We start from the raw sequence: 17,973 nt of genomic DNA on the forward strand, positions 1-17,973 counted from the left end.
GATGCGGCGGCACCCCGCTCATCATCACGGCCGTGACCGGCGTACCGACCAGACCCATCCCGAACCCCTGCACCCACAGCAGCGCGGCGACGGTCAGGACGGGGGTCCGTCCGTCGAACCACAGATAACCGACGTACGTGGCGGCCGTGGCCAGGACTCCGGCCGCGACCGTCCACCGGGCCGACAGCAACCGGCTCATCGCCGGGGAGGCCTGGCTGCCCAGGACGATGCCGACCGCGGCGGCGATCATCACGGTTCCGGCCTCGGCTGGGGAGAGGCCGCGGGGCCCCTGGAGATAGAAGGCCGCGTAGAACAGATGCCCGGCCAGCGCCATGAACGCGATCAGCAGCACGACACTCCCGGCAGTGAACCCGGGCTGCCGGAACAGTCGCAGGTCCAGGCTGGGGACCGGGGACCTGCGCTGACCGGCCACGAAGGCGGTGAGCAGTGCGCCGCCCAGGAGGAGGGGGAAGAGGACGTGCGGGCCGGACCACGTCCGTCCGTTGCCGAGCTCGATGATCCCGTAGACCACACCGCCAAGACCGAGCACCGAGAGGCCCATCCCCGGCAGATCGAGCACCCGGCGCCGGGGACCTTTCAGTTCGGGTACGACGGCCACCACCCCGGCCAGACACAGGGCCACGATCGGCACGTTGACCAGGAACACCGAACCCCACCAGAAATGGCTGAGCAACGCCCCGCCCACGACCGGGCCGACGGCCACGCCCAGACCGCTGGACGAGCTCCAGATCGCTATCGCCCGGGTGCGTTTCTCTTCCGGAGTGCTCTGCACGATGACCGACAGAGTCGCGGGCATCAGCAGCGCACTGCCCGCGCCCATGAAGGCCCGCGCCACGATCAGCCAGGCCGGGCTCCCGGCGAACGCCCCGGCTCCGGAGGCCGCGCCGAACAGTGCCAGACCGGCGATGAGGGTGGTGCGGGGGCCGAACCGGTCGGCCAGCGCGCCGCCCGCGAAGAGGGTGCCGGCGAAGACCAGGGTGTAGGCGCTCGCCACCCACTCCAGTTCGGCGGGGGTCGCGCCCAGGCCCTCGTCCGGGTCGGCGAGAGTGGTGACAGCGACGTTGAGGACCGAGGTGTCGAGCCAGATCAGCATCTGGGCGCAGACCACGACCACCAGGACGGGCCACGACCGGGACGGCGCGGCCTTTTCCTCCGTCGGGCTCACCGTGCTCATCGGGTGCCTCCGTCGTCCGTGGTGTCGCCGAGGTCCCCGTACACGCGCAGCGCCCGGTCGACCAGCGCGTCGGCGGCACCCGTGTAGCGGGCCGGGTCGAGCAGCTCGGACAGCTGGTCGGCGGTGAACCGGGCCGCCACGTCGGGATGGCCGGACAGCACCTCGCCGATCGTGCGCCCGGTGTCGGCGGCCTCGGCCGAGGCGGCGGTCAGCAGCTTCTTCGCCCGTACCTTGCCGAACACCGGGGCGAGCGCCACCGTCAGCCGTTCGGTGACGATGGCGCCGCCGGTCAGTTCGAGATTGGCGAGCATCCGCTCGGGGTGCACGATCAGCCCCTCCGCGAGTTCGACGGCCGTGTGTGTGGCCCCGCCCGCCAGCCGCAGCGCCTCCCGCAGCGGGTGCCACTCCGCGTGCCACGCCCCGGCGGGCCGCTCGTCCTCGGCGAGCATGCACTGGGCCAGTACGAGGGCATGGGCGGGCACTTGACGGGCCGCCGCCACGATCAGCGTGGCGAGCGCGGGGTTCCGCTTCTGCGGCATCGCCGAAGAGGCCCCGCGTCCCGCGGCGGCGGGCTCGGACACCTCGCCGATCTCGGTACGGGACAGCGTCTGCACATCGAGCGCGAACTTCCCGAGCGCTCCGGTGACCAGCTGAAGCACCGCGCCCAGTTCGGCGATCGGAGTGCGCACGGTGTGCCACGGCAGCACCGGTTCGGCCAGCCCCAGGGCTTCCGCGAACGGGCCGAGCAACTCGACGCCGCCCTCACCCACCCCGCCGTCCAATGCCGCGTACTCGCGATACGCGGCCAGGGTGCCTGCCGCGCCGCCGAGTTGGGCCGGTAGCGCGGACGCGACCGTACGGACCCGGGCCAGGGCGTCGGCGACGAGCTGGAGCCAGCCCGCTGCCTTGAGGCCGAGGGTGGTGGGCACCGCGTGCTGGGCCAGGGTGCGCCCGGCCAGGACGGTGTGGCGGTGGGTGTCGGCCAGCGCGGCCAGGGCGGCGCCGGTGCGTTCCAGGTCGGCGGCCATCAGGCCGAGCACTCTGCGGGCGACCAGCATGGCCGCCGAGTCGAGGATGTCCTGGCTGGTCGATCCGCGGTGCACGTACTCGGCGGCTGCCACGTCCCTGGCGACGACCACCTCGGTGAAGGCGCTCACCAGCGCCACGACCGGGTTGGCCGCGGCCCGGGCCTCATGGGCCAGGGCGACCAGGTCAAGGCGGTCCGCGCGGGCCACCGAGGCGATCGCCTCCACCGCCGCGGCGGGCGTCAGCCCGACGGCGTGCTGGGCCCGGGCCAGCGCCACTTCGGCGTCCAGCATCGCCTGCAGCCATGCCTCGTCGGTCACCTCGGCCGCGACGGGCGTGCCCGCCCAGGTCGGGGCGAGCAGGCCCGAGTCGGTGCCCACGGACATCCCGTTCACGTTCTTCGGCCCCCTGCATCCGGTGTCTGACGTAAGGTCAAAGTACTGGCGGACAACGCCACTTCGTTCCCCGCCAACCGCAGAGCCGCCCGCGCGATCGCGTCCGAGTCCTCCAGCGTCACCGAGCCGACGCCCGGCCTGATGCCGACCGCCGTCACCCAGCGCACGCCCTCCGTCGGCACCCCGAAGGCGAACCGGCGCGGATGCGCCCGGCCCGCCGCGTCCACAAGCCGGGGCGGGCTCCCTGTCACCGCGAGTCCACCCGTCTCCCAACCGGTCAGCCGGTACGGGCCGCACTGGCCGGCCGTCAGCAGCCCGCGCAGCAGCGGATTCGTGCTCCGCCGCAGATCGACAACGGGCAACCGCGCCTCGATCAGCGCGCTCACCAGCACCGGAGGCGCGGACACCAGCTCCGCGTCCACGAGGAAACCGCCTTCGGGTGCCGAGGGCCGCACTCGCATCCGCGGACCGACCATATGCAGCACCTCGGCCTCGATCAGCGCGATCAGTTGCTCGATCCGGAAGGCCGGCGGACCGATCGAGGTGAACGCGTTCAACGGCGTGTACCAGCCGTCCAGTTCGGCACGGTACGACTCACCGGAGACACCGCCGTGGTCGACCACCAGCCGGATCTCGTTGCGCAGATCCCGCAGGGCGTCCAGCGCGGCCTTCAGCGGCCCGCTCACATTGCCCAGCCGGGCCTCGGCGACATCCCGCCGCAGGTGGTCCAGCAGCCAGTGCCGGAAGTCGCCCCGGCCGGCGAAGGTCCGCTCGCCGTAGGGACGCTCGATCCGCTGCCAGTCCCACCGCTCACCGGGCGGCACCGCGTACCGGTCGAGCAGGGCCACTTCCCCGGCCCCGGCAAGACAGGACCGTACGAACTCATCGGCGGCCCCAGGCCCGTGAGCGGCCAGGACCCACGCCTCGTGATAGACGGTGCGGACCTCCCGGTCGATCAGCGGCCAGATGTCACTGCGAAAGGTGGCGAGCCGCCCGCCGTCCGCCCGCCGCAGCCCGGCGATGGCCTCCGGGGTCAGGAACCGGGGGTGGTGGCGGCCGAGTGCGCCCTTCTCGTTCTCGCCCCGGGCGTGGTACGGCACACCGCGCCGCGAACCGGCGTACAGGACCGGTTCGTTGCCGCTCGGGAGGTACACGAGTCCGGACTGGCTCTCCTTGAATGTGCCGCCGCGGCCCTCGGTGAGCAGCGCCAGTTGGTCGAAGAAGTTCAGCCCCAGCCCGCGCAGCGCCACCCGCGTGCCCGGCGGGATGCCGCTCAGATCGGCGTCGGCCGGGTTGGCGGGACCCACATAGGCCAGGCCGTGCCGGTCGGCGAAGGAGCGCAGCTCCCGTTCGTCCTGGCTCGGGGTCAGCTCCCCGTGGCCGAGCGCCAGGACCACCGCGTCCATCCCGGACAGCAGGCCGCCGTCCTCCAGTGTCACCGTCTGCCGCCCGTCCGGGGCGTCGTCCAGCGCGACCGCGGTCGCCCGGTGCGTGTGGACCGTCACTCGGGGAGTGGCGATGCGCAGAAGGTGCCGGAACACCCACTTCAGGTAGTGGCCGTGGAATGCCCGGGTCGGGTAGGAGTCCGGGCCGAGCCACCGCGCCTCGTCCAGGACCCGGTCCGGGCAGCCCTCGGCGAACGCTCCCTGGCTGACCATGCGCGCCCACTCGTACAGGCTGGGACCCGGCACCGACGGCCCCACGCAGTCCACGCTGTCGTCGGTGAACAGGGTCACCTGGGAGGCGACCGTGTTCATCAGCAGCTCGCCCGGCTGGTCGGTACGCCACACCGCGCCCGCGCCGGGCGGGTACGGGTCGACGAGGTGGACCACGACCGGACGGGTGGTCCCGGCGGTGCCGTCGGCGTTGGCGCAGATCCGCTCCAGGACCGAGAGCCCGCGTGGACCGGCACCGATCACACAGATAACGAGGGCGTCACCGGGCCCGCTCCGTGCCGGCTCGGTCATTCCCCGCCCAGCCCGTCGCGCCAGCTCGGCCGCAGCGGCTTCCAGCCCAGCGTCGCACGGGCCCGGTCGTTCGCCGCCCCGCGCGCCGCGGTGAGCTGGTGGGCCATGAACCAGCCGAGCAAACGGGGCGCCATCGCCGCCGGAACCGTGCGTGGGGGCGGGCCGCCCAGCGTGCGGGCGTAGAGCGGCAGCCACTGCGCGGCCGGGGCCGGGTCGTCGTCCGTCACATGGAAGACCCCGGTGGCATCCGACTCCACGGCCGCCACCGCGGCCCCCACGGCGTCCTCCACATGCAGGAACGACATGATCCCGGAGCCGCCCTCGGGCAGCGGAAGCTTCCCGGCCAGCACCCGCTGCCCGGTCCCGCCGTCACGGGCGTACGCGGTCCCGGCGCCGTACAGCGTGCCGTACCGCAACACCGCGCCCGCGAGGTCCGGACCGCCGCCCAGGACCAGCCGCTCCAGCTCGGCGACGGCCCGTACGGTGGCGGCCCAGCCCGGGTCGGGGGCGTCCACGTACAGCGGCGCGTCCTCGTCGAGGACCGGATCCCCGGCCGGTGCGGCGGCGAAGGCGATGGACTGCGCGACCAGCCGCCGCGCTCCGGCCGCCCGGGCCGCCGCGACCAGGTTGGCGGTGCCCTCGGTACGCAGCCGCGCGGTCTGCGCGAAGGCCCCGGCGGGGTCGTCGCGCAGCAGCCGCAACGCCGACATCTGATGGACGACCGCCTCGGGCCTGGCAGCCGACACCGCTGCCAGCAGAGCCTGACGGTCGAGGGCGTCGGCGACCACGACCGCGTCCGCCTCCGGGGCCCCGGACTCGTGACGTACCAGCGCGCTCACCTGGTGTCCTCGCGCCCGCAGCGCGCCCACCAGCGGACGTCCGACCACTCCGGTGGCCCCGGCGACCAGCACCCGCACGGCTCAGCCCTCCCCACCAGAAGCGACAGGAGTGGCGACCCGCATCAGCAGGCGGCACGCCTTGTCCCCGTCCCGCAGACAGCTCTCGGCCCGGTTCTCCGTCAGGGTCACGCCGAGTCCCTCGGACCAGCCCGCGTGGATGTCGGTGCACGGGCACCGGTAGCCCTCCAGCGAACCGGACATCCGCACCATCGTGATGGCGAAGTTCCGCCGCAATGTGAGCACGATCAGGTCGTCACCCTGCACCTCGGTGGAGGCGTTGCGCAGTTCCGGCGGAAACATGCGGCCCCCGCAGTCGTCGTACCGGCGGCGCAGCTCCTCCAGGTCCTTGCCGTTGTCACCGGTGTCCGGGAGCGCGCCGCTCCGGCGAGCGACCTGCTGCGCGACCTTGAGGGCGACCTTGCGCATCGCCTCTGCGTTGATCTCGTTCGCGGCCTGCTGCCCGAACCGCGCGGCCACCCCCTGGTACCAGTTGGCGTCGTGCTGCCACCACAGCCGATACGCTTCCGACGCCCGGGCGCGGTGGTTGACCTCGCCGGCACCCGTTTCCGTACTCATGCCTGCTCCTTGGCGGCGAACCGGTCGCGCATCACTCGTTTGAGGACCTTGCCGGTGGCGCCCTTGGCCACGTCGTCGGGCTTCATCCGCAGGGCCCGGGTCACCGGGGGGAATCGGGCTCCCGCCAAGGCGGCGTTGACCCGCCCGGTCCACGCCTCGTCGCCGTCACCGCCGTCATCACCGCCGTCATCACCGCTGTGCTCCTCCGAGAGCTGGAGCAGTGCGTACGCCTCGGCTTCTCCGTCGCCGTCCCAGTCGGCTCGTACGCCTTCGGGGGCGACCCCGACGACGGTGCAGTCGGCCAGTTCGGGCAGCTCCCGGAGCAGCAGTTCCTCGGTACGGGTGCTGAACAGGATTCCCTTCCGGGTCCGGATGGCGTCCGGCGCCCGGTCGAGGTGGTAGAAGTTGCCCCGCTCGTCCTGGTGGGCGAGGTCCCCGGTGAGCCAGTAGCCGCCCAGCCGCATCCGGTTCCAGGTCAGCGAGTCGTTCCAGTAACCGGGTGTGAGTGTCGGCGACTTCAGCCCGAGGCGGCCGATCTCCCCGGGAGGCAGCGGGGTGCCGTCCTCGGCGAGCACGGCGGCCTCGGCGAAGCTGATCGGCCTGCCGACACAGCGCGAGTAGGCCGACGTGTCCTTGGTGTGCCGGTTGTGGAAGACCGAGTAGCCGGCTTCCGACGAGCCTAGCCCGTCCACGAAGACCGAGCCCTCGACCCGCGTGCGGCGCAGGTCCTTGCCGATCTTCACGTGGCTGCCGTACGGCACCAGGGCCCGGATGTGTGCCTCGTGCGCCGCGTCCCCGGTGTTGAACCACACCTGCACGCTGGACAGGTCACGGTCCGCCAGGTCCTCCGCGGCCATCTCGCCGAAGGTCCCGGCGAAGGCCAGCACCGTGGTCGGGCGGAACTCCTCGATGCCGTCCAGCACATCGGTGCCGCGCTGGCTGGAGAGCAGCTTGATGTCGGTGCGCAGCAGCAGGCAGTACAACAGCGTCGCCACCATGGCGTTGTGCGCGCCCGGCAGCCCCACCAGGGTGCGCTCCATGTCGGTCCCGGTGGAGTAGCGGAGCCGGTGCACCTGCGCGTACATCAGCGTCCGGTGGGTGTGCGGCACGCCCTTGGGCATACCGGTGGTGCCGGAGGAGTGCGAGATGAGCACCGGATCGGTCGCGTCGTGCCGGTACGGGAAGGACGTCGGCAGCAACTCGCGGTGCTCAGGCCGGATTTCGGCAGCTGTGACGCAGAAGCCGAGACCCGGCCCGGACAGCACTTCATGGTGCTCCCGGTCCGTGAACGCGCCCACTGCACCCTGTCTGCGTACGTACTCCCGGGCGATCTCCGGGGCCAGGTTGCCGTTCACGAACGACGGGATGGCCCCGAGGGCCGTCAGCGCCAGGAAGTTCACCGCGAACTCGGCACTGGAGTGGCTGTGCACGGCGACCGGGTCGCGGGGCCTCACACCCCGACCGGCGTACCAGCCCGCGTACGTCTCGACCACCTCGTGCAGCTGCCCGAGCGTCAGCACCTCGGGACGGCAACCGTCCGGCGCCTGCCAGCTGCCGTCCGTCCGCAGCACGGGCTCGTCGAGCGGGCGGCCGTACGCCTTCAGGCGCTCCAGGACGTTGCCGGCGCCGAGTTCGGTGTCGGAGCAGATCCGTGCCCGCTCCTGCCTACTGATGAGCATGGTTCTCCGTCTCGTTCCTTGCTTCGGTGCCGGCGGTGAGGATGAACGCGGGCGACTGGGGCTCGGTCACCAGGAGGTGGCTGCCGCCGTCCCGCAGCAGTCGCCGGTGGGCGGCGGCCAGGTCGAACAGGCCCTGGATGCTTCCGGGATGCCCGGCCGCCCCTGTGTCGTCGGCGTCGTACGCCTCGGCCGACCGGACCGACACCGGTGCCTCGCCTCCGGGACGGCCCAGCAGCACTGCCGCCGCCAGGCCGGCGGTCGCGGGCAGGTCCGGGACCGGGCGGCCGCTGTCGGCGGCCAGTTCCCGGTACGCCGCGGCCAGACGCTCGCCACCCCCCAACTCCACGCCCAGCACCAGGACCCGGTCCAGCTCCGGGTCCTCCAGCAGCAGATCGGCCATGGCCAGCAGTTCGGCCACCGGGTCGTCGAGGGTGGAGAGGCTGAACGTCTGTCCGGTGATCCCGAACTCCTGGCTCGTATAGCCCAGTACGGCATTGGCGGTGGCCTGCATGAACAGCAGCGGGTTGTGGACCCGCCCGGAGACCATGCGCCGGCTGGCCAGGTCCGCCGTGGTGGTGTCCCCCATCAGAGTGGCCAGCGCCACGGCGGTACGCGCGCCGTCCCCGGGCCGTTCGGTCAGGCACTGCCTGCTGACCTCGTACGCCAGCGGGCTGAAGGCCGACTCCACGAAGCCGGGCAGCCTCGGCAGCGGGATGTCTGTGTTGTCAGCGTGGTCCGCGTGGTCCGCGTGGTCCTCGGACCGCCCGGTGCCGTGGGTCGCGGTGGCGGTCGCGAGGATGCCGAGGGGCGAGCGGAGCACCGTCTTCTCGGTCGTCATGGCCGCTCCAGCACGAGTGCGGTGTTGGCGCCGCCGAAGGCGGCGTTGATCGTGAGGGCCCGGCGCGGGTCGGCCTGGCGCGGCTGGTTCGGTACGTAGTCCAGGTCGCATTCGGGGTCCGGCCGGCCGTATCCGGCGGTCGGCGGCAGTACGCCGTCCATCAGGGCCAGCATCGTGATCACGAACTCCACGACGCCCGCCGCCTCCAGGAGGTGGCCCGTGGTGCTCTTGGTGGAGCTGACCGGTATCGACTCGGCCCGCTCCGGAAAGGCGGCCCGCAGTCCACGGGTCTCGGCCCCGTCGTTGTACTTCGTGCCGGTGCCGTGGGCGTTGACATAGCCGAGGGCGGCCCCGTCCGGGTCCCCTGCGAGCCGCAGTGCCTGCCGCGCCGCACGTGCGAGGCCAACACCTTCCGGGTGCGGCTGGGCGATGTGGTGAGCGTCCGTGGCCGCGCCCCAGCCCGCGATGGTCGTCAGCGGCCGGGCACCGCGGCGCCGGGCGTGCTCGGCGGACTCCAGCACGACGACCGCCACCCCGTCGCCCAGCAGCAGTCCACTGCGGTCGGCGCTGAACGGGCGCACCATGCCGTCGCGGGACAGTGCCCGGCCGGAGTCGAACTTGCCGAAGGTCTCCTCCTCCACCAGGTATCCGCCCGCGCAGACCGCCGTATCGATCCGGCCGGAGGAGATCAGCCGGCAAGCGTGGATGATCGCGGCGGCGGAGGCGACACAGGCATTGGTGAAGGTGAGCCGCGGCCCGGTGAGCCCGAGGCCTTTGGCCAGCAACTCGGCGAGGTGCGCGGGCACGGCGTCGGCGTTCCGGCACGTTGTGCCGTCCGGGCCGTCCCGGTCGCCTGGGCCGTCCGGGACGGGCTCTGGGGATGGGGAGTCGGCGGCGGTTCGCCAGTAGCGGGTGATGCCGGTGTGGTCCCCGGCGACGCCGAGCAGGACCGCCGCCTCCCTGCCCGGGCGCAGGCCGGCCATGTCGAGGGCTTCCGCGCCGCACTGGGCGAGCGCGTGCCGCAGCGCCCAGTCCTCGACCGCGTCGGGTCCGTCCGGGGCTGCGGCCGCCATCGGCGTACGGTACGGGCCGGTGTCGAACCTCGTGGTGGGCCTGAACGAAGGGACTCCCGCGAAGACCCCGCGCCGGAGGGCCTCGGTGCCCGTACCGAACGCGGTGCGTACGCCGAATCCGGTCACCGTCACCTCACCGATCATCGTGGCCGCCCCCCTCCGCCCGGTCCGTCTGGGCAGCGCGCAGAAACCCAGCGAGCCGCCGGAGCGAGGTCAGCCCGGCGATGTCCTCGTCGGTGGGTTCCACGACCAGGCCATAGCGCTCCTCGACCACGTGCAGCAGCCACACCAACCCGAGGGAGTCCAGGACCAGTTCGGCATCCTCGTCGAGGTCGTCGGGCAGCCCGGGGAAGATCTTGCGGTCCGACAGCAGCTCCCGGACGGTGTCGGTGGTGATGGCGGACAGCGAGGAGTCCGCGTCGCTCGCCGTGGCTCCCGCGCTCATGCCTTCGCACCGCGTCGGACGACCTCGGCGACGAGTCCGCCGAGGGTCAGGGAGGCCAGGGGCTCGATGTCGGTGTCCGGGATCTCCACGCCGAACCGCGACTCCAGCCGCAAGGTGAGCTCGATGAGGCTCAGTGAGTCCACATCCAGCCCGCCGACGGTCACCGGGCTCTCGTCCGTGAGGCCTTCGCGGCTCGGCAGGATGTTCATCTCGTCGATGACCGCGGTCAGGACGAACTCGCGGATCTCGTCTTCCAAGGTTGACGTGCTCATGATCAATCTCCAGTGAGGGAGGAAATGGGTGCCCCGCAGGGGCGCGAGGCTGTGACGTTTGCGGCTCCGCCAGGGGGCACGACAAGCCACAACAGGGCCCGCAGACAACAAACAACCGGCGATACCCCGGCTCACCCGGCGGAGCGCTCCCGCAGCGTGGCCGCGTGGCGCACCAGCTTTCCGTTGGACGTGCGGGGCAGGGACTCCAGGAGCCGGATCACCCGTGGCAGCTTGTAGTCGGCCAGCCGCTCCCGGCACCAGCGCAGCAGCTCTTCGGCGGAGGGGGGCTCATACCCGGCGGCCACCGCGACATACGCCTCGGTCATGCCCTCGTGGACCAGGACCGCCTGCTCGACCGCCGGGTGCTCGCGGATCACGTTCTCGACCTCGGTGAGGTCCACCTTGAGCCCGCCGATCACGACGAGGGAGTCGGCGCGGCCGTGCACCCGGACTGCTCCGGTGCCGTCCACCGTGGCCCGGTCGCGGGTGTGCAGCCAGCCGTCCGCGTACTGGGTGCCTCCCGAGTCGAAGAGATACGGCGACTCATCGAGGGCGACGTCCAGTTCACCCTTGTGCTCCCGCAGCACCACACCCGGTGCGGCCCGGCCGACCGACCGTCGCAGCGTGCCGCCGACGTCGATGGCGACGATGCCGGTCTCCGTGGTCCCGTACGCCTCGCCGACCGCGACGCCGTACCGTTCGGCGAACCGTGCCGCGACCTCCGGGGGCATCAGCTCACCGCCCGACACCGCGATCCGCAGGTCGGGCAGTGCGGTGGGATCGACGGCGGCGGCGAGCAGTTCGTAGTGCATCGGCACCCCGAAGACGGCGGTGATCCGGTGGTCCACCGCGGTCCGCAGCAGATCGCGGGCGGAGACCCGGGGTGCGAAGACCACGGAGACACCGGCCGCCAGCGAGTGCAGCAGCCCGCCGATCAGGCCGAAGCTGTGCGCCGTCGAACTGAGCAGCAGCAGCCGGTCGCCCTCGCCCGGCATGCCGGGGACCGCGGCGAACGCCTCCACCTCGGCGGCGAGCGAGCGGGCGGTCCTGCCGATCACCTTCGGCCGCCCGGTGGAGCCCGAGCTGAACTGGACCAGCCGGTGTCCGGTGGTGGCGGCCCGGCCTGTGCCGCGGCACTCGGTGACGAGCTCGTACTCGGGCCGGAAACCGAACGTCGCCCGGACGTTGACACCGGCGCTGACCATGAACTGCGGCCGGCAGGACGCGCAGAGCGCCTCCACCTCGGCCGGTTTGAGCCGGAAGTCGAAGAGCAGCACCTGGGCGCCCAGCCGCCAGAGCGCGAGCAGCACCTCGACCTGGGTGAAGCTGGGCGGTGTCCGCAGGCCCACCGTGCTGCCGGGGCCGATGCCGTATCCGGCGAAGATCGCGGCCTGCTTGGCGACCCGCTCCCCGAACTCGGCCCGGGTGACGGTCTCCTGCTGATGCGTCAGATACGGCAGGCCGTCGTCCCGCGCGTCGAACAGCCGCTGGATGAAAGGGCCCATCTCGTCGTCCGCGTCATCCACGAGGTCTGCGAGGTCTGCGAACTCGCCCATCAGACCTCCTTGCAGAACTCGCCGATCGGCAGGCCCACATGGCGCTTGTCCCGGGCCAGATAGCCGAGCAGCTCGTCACCGGTCTGCAGTTCGGTGACGTTGAGGACCTTCCCTCCCGGGCCGAGCACCCGTACGTGCCAGTCGTCCTGCACCGTCAGGCTGACCAGCTGTCCGTCCTCGGCGTGGGTGCGGATCTCAAGGAGCGGCCGGGATTCGAGTTTGGCCCGGCCGACCACGACCCGCCGCGTTCGACCGTCGGCGCCGACCGCCAGCAGGGCACTGCCGGAGCCGACCTCACTCAGGTAGCTGGTGCGGTTGTCGGGCCCCAGCGTGTACGAGTGCAGGGCACCGGCGTTGACCCGGAACGGCCTGGTCGGCATGTACGGCAGCGGGTGGGTCTCGCTGCAGCAGAGCACGAACCCCGAGGAGTACGAGCCGACGAGGATGCCCTCGTCCTCATCGAAGTGCGAGCACGTGTCCACGCAGACGCGGTCGCCGAGCCCGACGTGCCGGATACTCTCCACGGTCAGCGTGGAGAGCTCCAGCTGGGGTGTAGTGGCCTCCAGCAGCCGTGCCAGCGCGAACACCTCGTCGGCACTGCGGGGCGCGTAGAGGATGCCGTCCGAGCCGCGCTCAAGGACGTCGAAGACAATCGCAGCCTCCTCCAGGTCGTCGACGACGGTCACCAGCTTGCCGTCGGCGGAGTCCGCTGCGGCGAGCACGATCTCCAGAGGGATCTTGGTCGGGTCGGCGAAGTGGATGACGGTGTACGGCAGCGCCACGGCGCCCGCACACGACAGTTGCAGGGTGCGGTCGTCCCGTACGTCGATGAGGCCGACGGCGGGCGCGCCACCGGCGGCACGGTTGTCGGCGGCGAGCGCGTCCAGCTCGTCCTGGGTGCTGAACTGCCGCAGCAGGACGTCGATTCCGGCTCCGGCCGGGGAGGTGGCGGCGGTTGAGGAAGTGGCGTCGACCGCGGACTTGGCCTCCTTGGCGCCCTTGGCGTCCTTCGTGCCCCCGGTGCCCTGCACCTCCTTGTCGCCCGGCTTCTTCGGGCCGGCCGTGGCCGGACTCGCGGGGACCAGCACCCGGGTGATGGTCGGAGGCAGCGTCCCGAGCAGCTCGGCATCTGTGGCCAGCACCCCGGCCATCCGGGTGTGGATGGCCGCGTCCACCACCGCCTGGAGCTGCGGCCGTGGGACTTCACGGAGATCGATCCACGCGAACCTCATGCGACACCTGCCACGATCGTCGAGTAGTGAGTCATGCCCATGTCATCGGTTGTTCCGTCTGGGTGCGTCGCCTGTCCGGTGTCCCCCGGCGTGGTGCCGTCCGCCCCGCGGCCGTGCACCACCGCGGCGAGCCCGGCCACCAGAGAGGCGGGTGAGGGGGCCGAAAAGATCCGGCGACCGACGGCCAGCCCCTGACAGCCGGAGGCCATCACCGCGGTGCCGTACTCGATGAGGTCGGAGCCGTCCGGCGGCCCTCCGGCCGCCAGGACGGGGATAGGACTGTGGGCCACCACCTCGGCCATCCGGTCGAGCGGCAGGGCGACAGAGGTCTTCACCATGTCGGCACCCAGGTCCGCGGCGACATTGACCAGATGCGCGAGGAGGGCGGGATCGCGCGGGTTCTCGATCCGGGGGCCCCGCGGGTAGATCATCGCGATCAGCGGCATGCCCCAGTCATCGCAGGAGCGGGCCACCGCCCCCAGATCCGCGAGTTGCCGGCCCTCGGTGTCCGAGCCGATGTTCACATGGACGCTGACCGCGTCCGCGCCGAGCCGCAGCGCCTCCTCGACGTCGCCGACCAGCACCTTGGCATCGACATCGGCGGAGCAGGCGGTGCTGGCGCTCAGGTGCACCACCAGCGCGCAGCTTCTGATGACCTCCGGTGCGAGGGCACGGGCACGTCCCTTGTGGACGATGATCCCGTCGGCCCCGCCGGCGACCAGCGCCCGCAACAGATCGTCCCATTGGCCGGCGGGGACGAGCGGGCCGTCCGACACGCTGTGGTCGAGCGGGACGAACAAGTACCGGTCATCACCCGCCAACGACAGTCTTCGTATACGCAATGGCTTGCCAGTTTTCAGCATGGATAATGCGCCTCCCCAGCCCAAAGGCTGCATGGCAAAGGTCCGGCAGCGGCTTCGATTGAACACTTTCGGAAAGTCGAACAGCATCATTCCGTTTGGGGTCCCGGTGTCCGAAAAACGAGGGTTGTAGAACTTTCAAGTTCGACCTCGCGTAAGCATTCATGGGTGATCTCCGATTGGCAAGGTGTGATCCCCGGTGAATTTCCATGCCATCCGTCGCATGAATATTGACAGCGAATTGACAGGAATGAGGGGGTTGACGGGGCCGAGGTGTGGTGTTCGTGGGGGCTTTGTGCAGTAAATCGTCAGAAGGTGGGTGCAGTGTGCTGTATGCACACCGAGGCGGCCTCCCCTTGCTCACAGCCGCATCGAGGCCTTATTTGTCAGTGCCACGTGTCAATGGGTGCTTATTCCTTCACGGATCCCGGCGGCCTTGTTCGGTAAATCGGACGAGGCGGCATCCTTGTTGAAATTGAATTCCCGAGATTAGGGTGACAGGCGCACTCCGGTTCGTGTTACATGCGAGGCCGTCCCCCACCTGGACCCGGACCGTTCCTCCGCTCCGGGCGTACCGGAAGTGATCCCCCCATGCCCGATTCAACGTCCAAGACCGTTCCCGAGGCCGCCGGCCCCAGACCGGCCGCGGCACCATCGGCGGCAGCGAAGGGCGAGGCGTCGCGGGTCGCCGTCGCCAGCCTGGTCGGCACCACGATCGAGTACTACGACTTCGCCGTGTACGGCACTGCCGCCGCGCTCGTCCTCGGCCCCGCCTTCTTCCCCTCCGGCAATGCCACCGCTTCCTCCCTGGCCGCGTTCCTCACGTTCGCCGCGGCCTTCCTCTCCCGCCCCCTCGGCGTCGTACTGTTCGGGACCATCGGTGACCGGCTGGGCCGCCGACAGGCCCTGGTCACGTCCCTCTTGCTGATGGGCGTGGCAACGGTCGGCGTCGGCCTGCTCCCCACGTACGGGACCGCCGGACTCCTCGCTCCCGTACTGCTGGTGACGCTGCGTCTGCTGCAAGGCGTGAGCATGGGCGGCGAATGGGGCGGGGCGGTGCTGCTTGCCGCGGAGCACGCGCCGCCCGGACGCCGTGCGCTGTACGCGTCCATCCCCAATGTCGGCCCATCGCTCGGCTTCCTGCTGTCCAGCGCCGTCATCCTGCCCACCCTCCACATCGCCGGCCGGGACGGCTTCACGAACGGTGCCTGGCGGATCCCGTTCCTGCTCAGCACCGTGCTGGTCGTGATCGGGCTGTGGGTGCGCACGACTGTCTCCGAGTCACCCGTGTTCAGTTCTCCGGCTCGCCGTACGGCACAGGCACCGGCGTCCCGCTTTCCGCTCGGTGCGCTCGTCAGACAGCACCCCGGCCGGCTGCTGCTGGGTATCGGCGCGGCGATCGGCGGCTCGGCCGTCTACTACCTGACGATCGTCTACAGCATCTCGTACGGGCCGAAGTCGCTCGGCATTCCCCAGAACACGATGCTGACCGCCGCGAGCATCGGCGCGGCGGCCGGAATCGCCATCACCCTCCCGGTCGCCAGGCTGGCCGACCGGATCGGCCGCCGCCCGGTGATGCTGACCGGAGCCGCCGGTTGTGTGGTGTGGGCCGTGCCGATGTACGCCTCGCTGAGTTCGCGCAACGCCCTGCTGATAACCGGCGCCTACACCGTCGGACTCATGCTGCTCGCGCTGATGTTCTCCCCGGTGGCGGCCTTCCTCGCCGAGCTGTTTCCCGCCAGGCTGCGCTACACCGGAGCCTCCGCGGCCTTCATCCTCGCGAACACCCTCGGCGGCGGCTTCGCCCCTCTCGTCGCCACCTGGCTGCACAGCCATTGGGAATCACCGCTCGTCCTCGGCTTCTACACCGGCGGGCTCTGCCTGCTGAGTCTCCTGTGCCTGCTTGCCCTGCCGGAGACCCGCGATCACGAATTCGACGCCTGACCGGCTGACGGTTCGTATTCCTGACCCACCCGGGCCGGTGTCCGCGGCAAACCGCATGCACCGGAGTGCTCCCAGTGGGCTTGCTGAGCGTGGGGAAGCTGGCGGGCGAGCCCTGAAAGGCACCCCGAAGCCAGTGGTAAGCAAGGATGGCCGCCATGCTCGCGGTCCGGATCAGAATGCCGGCGCAGCTTGCCCCTGCCGCGGTCCCTGACTGCGTGCCTTGAGCAGCGCGTCCCGTAGGCGGTTGTGGGTCATGGCCAGGCAGGCATGCACCGCGCCGCGTGCTACCGAGAGTCCCAGAACCTGGGAGACGGTCGTGATCCGGGGGATGGCAGGCAAGGTCTGGTCGAGTCGCTTGCGTACGTCGGGGAGCACCTCGTCCACCAAGGGGCGCAACCGGCCGACGAAGTAGACGGATTCGGGATCGAGTGTCACGGCGACGATGCTCACGGCGGTCGTGACCGCCGTCGTGAACGCCTTGAGTATCTCCGCACGGGCTCGATGGTCCTGAGGTGCCAGCCACAGGTCCTCGACGCGTTCGATGTCCAGTCCGTGTTCACGAGCGAACTTCACAAGCCCTGCGGTGCTCAGCAGCCCGTCGAGAGTGCGGTCTTCGATGCCCGAGGAGAGGGAACCGATGTCGCCGAACGCAGGAGTACGTCCCCGAGCCAGATCCTGGTCCCTGCAGGTGGCGAAATTCAGGGTGCTGCTGACGCTGAACAGGGCGGCGTTATGGATGCTCGCGTCGTCCGTGAGCACCTGGAGCAAGGACGCGTTCGCGTCACTGTCGAAGGTCACTGGAGCATCGACGAGCTTTTCGACGGTTCGCTGGAGGTCTCTGCCGGCGAAGGTTTTCATCGGATCGGCAGGCCGAAAGACCTCGGCGCCGTCGCGGACGTGGGCGGGCAGTGCCGCGACGACCTGGCGCAGTGGCCCTCGTGCGGATGCGCTGGTCTGCGCGATCAGGTCGACCAGCCACCGGCCGGCAGCGGGGACGTCGTGGTGCTCGACCGTCGGAACGATCACGTGCCCGATCTCACGGCCGCGTAGGTCGGTGACCAGCACGCCGGTGGTCACGGCGCCGAAGCCGACCCCCGCGACGTGTCCGGCCGTCTCGGGCACATCGAGGTACGTCGACGGACGGCCACGCCCGGCGACGGCGTCGACTCCCCCGTCCACGACGAACCCGTCAGAGCGCAGTTCCTCGACGGCCCGCGACACCGTCGCCTTGCTCAACCCCGTGAGCTCGATGAGATCGTTCCGGGTCAACGGCGCATGGGAGAGAAGCACGCCAAGGACACTTGCCTTGTTGTGGTCGCGTGGTGTGGGGTTGATGCTGCTCACCTCATGACCTTAGCGAGGCCATACGCAGTCCGAACCAGTGATCTCTGCCGGACTTGCCGAGTTGCCCGTGGGCGTCGGCGAAGATGCTGATCACAGCAGCCGAGGAGGTTCGGCAGGCCCGACAGATGGCGCAGCTGTCGGATGGCCTCTTCGCGGTGACGGTTGGCCGCCGTCCGCCGACGATCGCCTCCTGGGGAACGGTGTCCACAGCGGCCTTGACGTCTATCGGCGTCAGGCAGTGCAAGGTTCACGGGGAGGGCTCCGGGCGTGGCAGGCGGGAAACGCGGAGAACTCCTCTGAGAAAATGGATGAGGAGGCAGAACGGGAGCTCTGGGAAGCGCCCCGCTTCATGCGCGCCGTATAGCTGGATCGATGCTGAGGTGCAGCACTCAAGGGATGCAGAGACGCATTGGAGCGGGAGTCGGCCTGTTCCTGTTCCCAGGGGGACCCGAAGCCTCCTGGTTGAGTTGGGGAGACGGGCGGCTCAGCCTCGCCGGAGACCGTATCGCCCGTACGGCCCGTACCCTTCGTAATGTCTACGGCGTCACATAGCGGGCGCAAAACCACTGGAGGCAACACCCCGTGCTGATTGCTCAGCGTCCCTCGTTGACCGAAGAGGTCGTCGACGAGTTCCGTTCCCGGTTCGTGATCGAGCCGCTGGAGCCGGGCTTC

The 17,973-nt window shown here is 70.7% G+C and carries 14 protein-coding genes and 1 pseudogene; 1 reads left to right on the forward strand and 14 read right to left on the reverse strand.

Annotated features, from left to right (window positions below; translation table 11 throughout):
• Position 1: 1 nt before the first annotated feature.
• From ACFYO0_RS28465 to ACFYO0_RS28525, 13 genes and pseudogenes are all read right to left on the reverse strand, one after another.
• Positions 2 to 1,195: pseudogene (locus tag ACFYO0_RS28465) on the reverse strand (MFS transporter); the annotation flags it as partial.
• Positions 1,192 to 2,607, reverse strand: a complete 1,416-nt coding sequence (locus ACFYO0_RS28470) for an adenylosuccinate lyase family protein (RefSeq protein WP_388681578.1) — start codon at positions 2,605 to 2,607, stop codon at positions 1,192 to 1,194. The pseudogene ACFYO0_RS28465 and the gene ACFYO0_RS28470, both read right to left, overlap by 4 nt.
• A gap of 5 nt (positions 2,608 to 2,612) precedes the next feature.
• Positions 2,613 to 4,583, reverse strand: coding sequence for an FAD/NAD(P)-binding protein (locus tag ACFYO0_RS28475; RefSeq protein WP_388681580.1), 1,971 nt, complete (start codon positions 4,581 to 4,583; stop codon positions 2,613 to 2,615).
• On the reverse strand, positions 4,580 to 5,500 hold the full coding sequence (locus ACFYO0_RS28480) for an NAD-dependent epimerase/dehydratase family protein (protein WP_388681582.1): 921 nt from the start codon (positions 5,498 to 5,500) through the stop codon (positions 4,580 to 4,582). Before ACFYO0_RS28480 ends, ACFYO0_RS28475 begins: the two co-directional genes overlap by 4 nt.
• Positions 5,501 to 5,503: 3 nt before the next feature.
• Positions 5,504 to 6,058 (reverse strand): hypothetical protein, encoded by a 555-nt coding sequence (locus ACFYO0_RS28485; protein ID WP_388681584.1) that lies wholly within the window; start codon positions 6,056 to 6,058, stop codon positions 5,504 to 5,506.
• Positions 6,055 to 7,737, reverse strand: a complete 1,683-nt coding sequence (locus ACFYO0_RS28490; RefSeq protein WP_388681586.1) for a class I adenylate-forming enzyme family protein — start codon at positions 7,735 to 7,737, stop codon at positions 6,055 to 6,057. Before ACFYO0_RS28490 ends, ACFYO0_RS28485 begins: the two co-directional genes overlap by 4 nt.
• Positions 7,724 to 8,575, reverse strand: coding sequence for a hypothetical protein (locus ACFYO0_RS28495; RefSeq protein ID WP_388681588.1), 852 nt, complete (start codon positions 8,573 to 8,575; stop codon positions 7,724 to 7,726). Before ACFYO0_RS28495 ends, ACFYO0_RS28490 begins: the two co-directional genes overlap by 14 nt.
• Positions 8,572 to 9,792 carry a beta-ketoacyl-[acyl-carrier-protein] synthase family protein gene (locus ACFYO0_RS28500; RefSeq protein ID WP_388681591.1) on the reverse strand — a complete coding sequence of 407 codons (1,221 nt, stop codon included), beginning with the start codon at positions 9,790 to 9,792 and terminating at the stop codon, positions 8,572 to 8,574. The genes ACFYO0_RS28495 and ACFYO0_RS28500 overlap by 4 nt, the downstream gene beginning before the upstream one ends.
• Complete coding sequence (locus ACFYO0_RS28505) at positions 9,782 to 10,093, reverse strand: acyl carrier protein (protein ID WP_388681593.1); 312 nt, start codon at positions 10,091 to 10,093, stop codon at positions 9,782 to 9,784. The genes ACFYO0_RS28500 and ACFYO0_RS28505 overlap by 11 nt, the downstream gene beginning before the upstream one ends.
• Complete coding sequence (locus ACFYO0_RS28510; RefSeq protein WP_386342343.1) at positions 10,090 to 10,365, reverse strand: acyl carrier protein; 276 nt, start codon at positions 10,363 to 10,365, stop codon at positions 10,090 to 10,092. Before ACFYO0_RS28510 ends, ACFYO0_RS28505 begins: the two co-directional genes overlap by 4 nt.
• Before the next feature lie 131 nt (positions 10,366 to 10,496).
• Positions 10,497 to 11,921 carry a class I adenylate-forming enzyme family protein gene (locus tag ACFYO0_RS28515; protein WP_388681596.1) on the reverse strand — a complete coding sequence of 475 codons (1,425 nt, stop codon included), beginning with the start codon at positions 11,919 to 11,921 and terminating at the stop codon, positions 10,497 to 10,499.
• Positions 11,921 to 13,153 carry a 3-dehydroquinate synthase II family protein gene (locus tag ACFYO0_RS28520; protein ID WP_388681599.1) on the reverse strand — a complete coding sequence of 411 codons (1,233 nt, stop codon included), beginning with the start codon at positions 13,151 to 13,153 and terminating at the stop codon, positions 11,921 to 11,923. The genes ACFYO0_RS28515 and ACFYO0_RS28520 overlap by 1 nt, the downstream gene beginning before the upstream one ends.
• Positions 13,150 to 14,016, reverse strand: a complete 867-nt coding sequence (locus ACFYO0_RS28525; RefSeq protein WP_388681621.1) for a 2-amino-3,7-dideoxy-D-threo-hept-6-ulosonate synthase — start codon at positions 14,014 to 14,016, stop codon at positions 13,150 to 13,152. Before ACFYO0_RS28525 ends, ACFYO0_RS28520 begins: the two co-directional genes overlap by 4 nt.
• 588 nt (positions 14,017 to 14,604) lie before the next feature.
• Between ACFYO0_RS28525 and ACFYO0_RS28530 the strand changes: the two genes are divergently transcribed.
• Positions 14,605 to 15,957 carry an MFS transporter gene (locus ACFYO0_RS28530; RefSeq protein ID WP_388681602.1) on the forward strand — a complete coding sequence of 451 codons (1,353 nt, stop codon included), beginning with the start codon at positions 14,605 to 14,607 and terminating at the stop codon, positions 15,955 to 15,957.
• A gap of 171 nt (positions 15,958 to 16,128) precedes the next feature.
• Here ACFYO0_RS28530 and ACFYO0_RS28535 read toward each other — a convergent pair whose 3' ends face one another.
• Positions 16,129 to 17,301 (reverse strand): ROK family transcriptional regulator, encoded by a 1,173-nt coding sequence (locus tag ACFYO0_RS28535; protein ID WP_388681605.1) that lies wholly within the window; start codon positions 17,299 to 17,301, stop codon positions 16,129 to 16,131.
• Between the last annotated feature and the right edge of the window lie 672 nt (positions 17,302 to 17,973).

Source organism: Streptomyces sp. NPDC006365, from assembly GCF_042870755.1.
Taxonomy (GTDB): Bacteria; Actinomycetota; Actinomycetes; order Streptomycetales; family Streptomycetaceae; genus Streptomyces; species Streptomyces xiangluensis.

Bases quoted from the DNA above. Each gene is read 5' to 3' on its own strand.
- ACFYO0_RS28505 (WP_388681593.1), bottom strand. From the start codon at position 10,093: ATGAGCGCGGGAGCCACGGCGAGCGACGCGGACTCCTCGCTGTCCGCC.
- ACFYO0_RS28475 (WP_388681580.1), bottom strand. From the start codon at position 4,583: ATGACCGAGCCGGCACGGAGCGGGCCCGGTGACGCCCTCGTTATCTGT.
- ACFYO0_RS28500 (WP_388681591.1), bottom strand. From the start codon at position 9,792: ATGATCGGTGAGGTGACGGTGACCGGATTCGGCGTACGCACCGCGTTC.
- ACFYO0_RS28525 (WP_388681621.1), bottom strand. From the start codon at position 14,016: ATGCTGAAAACTGGCAAGCCATTGCGTATACGAAGACTGTCGTTGGCG.
- ACFYO0_RS28530 (WP_388681602.1), top strand. From the start codon at position 14,605: ATGCCCGATTCAACGTCCAAGACCGTTCCCGAGGCCGCCGGCCCCAGA.
- ACFYO0_RS28485 (WP_388681584.1), bottom strand. From the start codon at position 6,058: ATGAGTACGGAAACGGGTGCCGGCGAGGTCAACCACCGCGCCCGGGCG.
- ACFYO0_RS28495 (WP_388681588.1), bottom strand. From the start codon at position 8,575: ATGACGACCGAGAAGACGGTGCTCCGCTCGCCCCTCGGCATCCTCGCG.
- ACFYO0_RS28490 (WP_388681586.1), bottom strand. From the start codon at position 7,737: ATGCTCATCAGTAGGCAGGAGCGGGCACGGATCTGCTCCGACACCGAA.
- ACFYO0_RS28520 (WP_388681599.1), bottom strand. From the start codon at position 13,153: ATGAGGTTCGCGTGGATCGATCTCCGTGAAGTCCCACGGCCGCAGCTC.
- ACFYO0_RS28470 (WP_388681578.1), bottom strand. From the start codon at position 2,607: ATGTCCGTGGGCACCGACTCGGGCCTGCTCGCCCCGACCTGGGCGGGC.
- ACFYO0_RS28515 (WP_388681596.1), bottom strand. From the start codon at position 11,921: ATGGGCGAGTTCGCAGACCTCGCAGACCTCGTGGATGACGCGGACGAC.
- ACFYO0_RS28510 (WP_386342343.1), bottom strand. From the start codon at position 10,365: ATGAGCACGTCAACCTTGGAAGACGAGATCCGCGAGTTCGTCCTGACC.